The 3,037-nt window shown below is 70.4% G+C and carries 3 protein-coding genes; 2 read left to right on the top strand and 1 reads right to left on the bottom strand.

Annotation, left to right across the window (positions count from 1 at the left end):
• Positions 1-67: 67 nt before the first annotated feature.
• Complete coding sequence (gene mltB / locus AC27IQ_RS21410; protein ID WP_487090710.1) at positions 68-1,150, top strand: lytic murein transglycosylase B; 1,083 nt, start codon at positions 68-70, stop codon at positions 1,148-1,150.
• A 59-nt stretch (positions 1,151-1,209) separates the two neighbouring features.
• A complete protein-coding gene (locus tag AC27IQ_RS21405; RefSeq protein WP_487090709.1) occupies positions 1,210-1,773 on the top strand; it encodes a histidine phosphatase family protein in 564 nt (187 codons plus the stop codon).
• Positions 1,774-1,828: 55 nt separating this feature from the next.
• Here AC27IQ_RS21405 and AC27IQ_RS21400 read toward each other — a convergent pair.
• Positions 1,829-3,037, bottom strand: a 1,209-nt coding sequence (locus AC27IQ_RS21400; protein ID WP_487090708.1) for a branched-chain amino acid ABC transporter substrate-binding protein, incomplete at its 5' end; no start/stop codon positions are given.

Genomic DNA, 3,037 nt, shown 5'->3' with positions numbered 1-3,037 from the left:
TTGCTGCGGCGCGACCTGCGCCGCCTGCCCTGGCCGGCGCACCAGCCGCCGACCCCTTGACCGCCCCATGCCCTCTTTCGCCCTCCTTCGCCACGCCCTGCTGCTGATCGCCGCCGCCCTCCTGTCCCCGGGTGCCATCGCCCAAAAGCCCGTCAAGAAAAACCCGCCCCGAGCCCCGGCCACGGCCCCGCAGCCGGCGATCTTCTACGACCAGCGCGCCGATGCCATGCAGTTCGCCGACGACATCGCCGCGCGCCGCGACCTGGACCGCGAATGGGTGCGCCAGGCCATTGGCCAAGCGCGCTTTCTGAGCCAGGTGCCGCGCCTCATGCTGCCGCCGCCGCCCGGCACGCCCAAGAACTGGCGCGTGTACCGCAGCCGCTTCGTCGAGCCCGTGCGCATCCGCGCGGGCGTGCGCTTCTGGCACGACAACGCCGACACGCTGGCCCGCGCCGAGCGCGAATACGGCGTGCCGGCGGAAATGATCGTCGGCATCATCGGCGTGGAAACCATCTACGGCCAGCAGATGGGCAACTTCCGCGTCATTGACGCGCTGGCCACCCTGTCGTTCGACTTTCCCATGGCCCACCCGCGCGCGGCCGAGCGCGTGGCGTTCTTCCGGGGCGAGCTGGAGCAGTTCCTGAGCCTCATGCAGCGCACCAACGCCGACCCGCTGGAGCCGCGCGGCAGCTACGCCGGCGCCATGGGCCTGGGCCAGTTCATGCCCTCCAGCTGGGCGCGCTACGCGGTGGACTTCGACGGCGACGGCCGCATCGACCTCTTCAACAGCCCCGCTGACGCCATCGGCTCGGTCGCCAACTACTTCAAGGGCCACGGCTGGACCACCGGCATGCCCACGCACTATGCCGTCGAATTCGACCCCGCCCGGCTGCGCCTCGAAGACCTGCTGGCCCCCGACATCCTGCCCACCTTCACCGTGGCCCGCATGGCCGAACTGGGCGCACTGGTGCAGGGCGACGGCGCCACCCACCGCGGCCCACTGGCCCTGGTGGAACTGCAGAACGGGGTTGGATCGCCCGTCTTCTACGCGGGCACCGAGAACTTCTATGCCGTCACGCGCTACAACTGGTCGAGCTATTACGCCATGGCCGTGATCGAGCTGGGGCGCGAAGTGAACGCGGCGCGGTAGCAAAACCCGGCGGAAGAAAAAAGCGAGCGCTCCCCGCTTCGGGGGCCACAATGGACCGCATGCAACGCCGTCAACTCCTGCGCCTGGGATCGGCCGCCAGCCTGGCTGGCGCCCTGTTCTCCACCGCCACCTCCTCCTACGCCGCCACCGAGACCGGCACCGTGCTGCTGATGCGGCATGCGCAGACCGACCCCGGCACGGGCGATCCACCCGGCTTCGCCCTGGGTCAATGCAGCACGCAACGCAACCTCAGCGCCGAAGGGCGCGCGCAGGCCCAGCGCATCGGGACACTGCTGAAGCAGCAAGGCCTGGCGCCCCAGCGGGTGCGCTCCAGCGCCTGGTGCCGCTGCCAGGACACCGCCATGCTGGCCTTCGGCCAGATGGAACCGTGGGAGGCGTTGAATTCGTTCTTCGATGGCGGGGACACCCAAGGCGCGCAGACCGCAGCGCTGCGGAAAGCGCTGGCGGCAGTGCCCGCCGGGCAGGTCGAGGCGTGGGTGACGCACCAGGTCAACATCACGGCATTGACAGGGGTTTACCCGGCGTCGGGCGAGGTGCTGGTGTTGCGGCGGGGGGATGGGGTGGATGGAGCGCCGATGGTGCTGCGGCGGATCAAGGGCTAGCGGCCCAACCATCCCCGCGATCCGGACTCGGGCCGCCCTGGTCCCCCGCAGGGAATCACGGCCGCACCATCTTGCAGCTCTGCGGCTGCTCCGCCTTCTCCGCGGCGATCTGGCGCACCACGCGAAACCCATAGCCCGAACCCTCCACGTCGAACGGCACGCCGGGCGCGCCCTGCCGGTCCATCACGCCCACGGCCAGGGGCTGCTGGAACTGGTGGTCGGCCGCGCGCATGGTGCCGGCCTGGCCGTTCAGCTGCACCTTCGCGGTTTCCATGGCGCGGGCGACGGCGGTGGCGTCGGTGCTGCCGGCGCGCTCGATGGACTGGGCGAGGGTCTCCACCATGAGCTGCATGCGCATGTGCACGTAGTCGTCGGCGGGCTGCGGGAAGCGCTGGCGGAAGGAGCGGTAGAAGGCCTCGCTCTGCGCGCCCGGCACGTTGGGCAGCCAGTCGGCCACGGCCACGACCTTGCCCACGCCGGCATCGCCGAGCGCGGCGGGCGCGCCCAGGGCGTTGCCGTAGAAGGTGTAGAACATGCCGTCGTAGCCGACCTCGCGCGCGGCCTTGACGAGCAGGGTGAGGTCGTTGCCCCAGTTGCCGGTGACGACGGCCTGGGCGCCGCTGGCCTTGATCTTGACGGCGTAGGGGGCGAAGTCCTTCACGCGGCCGACGGGGTGCAGCTCGTCGCCCACCACGGCGACGTCGGGGCGCTGGACGGCCAGCTGCTTCCTGGCCTCGCGCAGTACGGCCTGGCCGAAGCTGTAGTCCTGCCCGATGAGGTACACGCTCTTCAGGGCCTTGTCCTCGCGGATCACGTCCATGAGCGCGGCCATGCGCATGTCGGCGTGGGCGTCGAAGCGAAAGTGCCAGAAGCTGCACTTTTCGTTGGTGAGGATGGGATCGACGGCCGAGTAGTTGAGGAACAGCACGCGCTTGCCCGGCTCGCGCTCGTTGTGCTTGTTGATGGCCTCGATCAGCACGGCGGCAGTGGCCGACGAGTTGCCCTGCAGGATGACGCGCGCGCCGTCGTCGATGGCCGCGCGCAGGGCGGACAGGGCCTCTTCGTTCTGGCCCTTGCTGTCGTAGCGCTCGATCGCCAGTGGCCGCGCACCGCCGGCCGCGGTGGGCAGGCGCACGCCGCCGCGCGCGTTCACGCGCTCGGTGGCCCACAGCACGTTGCGGAACACCGCCTCGCCGGTGTTGGCGAAGGGGCCGGACATGCTTTCGATGAGTGCCACCTGGATGGGCGCGCCGGTGGCTGCGGC

Source organism: Acidovorax sp. KPB24-07 (assembly GCF_057543315.1).
Note: the sequence above shows the minus strand (reverse complement) of the source record. Positions and strands in the feature narration are given on the sequence as shown.

Bases quoted from the DNA above. Each gene is read 5' to 3' on its own strand.
- AC27IQ_RS21405 (WP_487090709.1), top strand. From the start codon at position 1,210: ATGCAACGCCGTCAACTCCTGCGCCTGGGATCGGCCGCCAGCCTGGCT.
- mltB (WP_487090710.1), top strand. From the start codon at position 68: ATGCCCTCTTTCGCCCTCCTTCGCCACGCCCTGCTGCTGATCGCCGCC.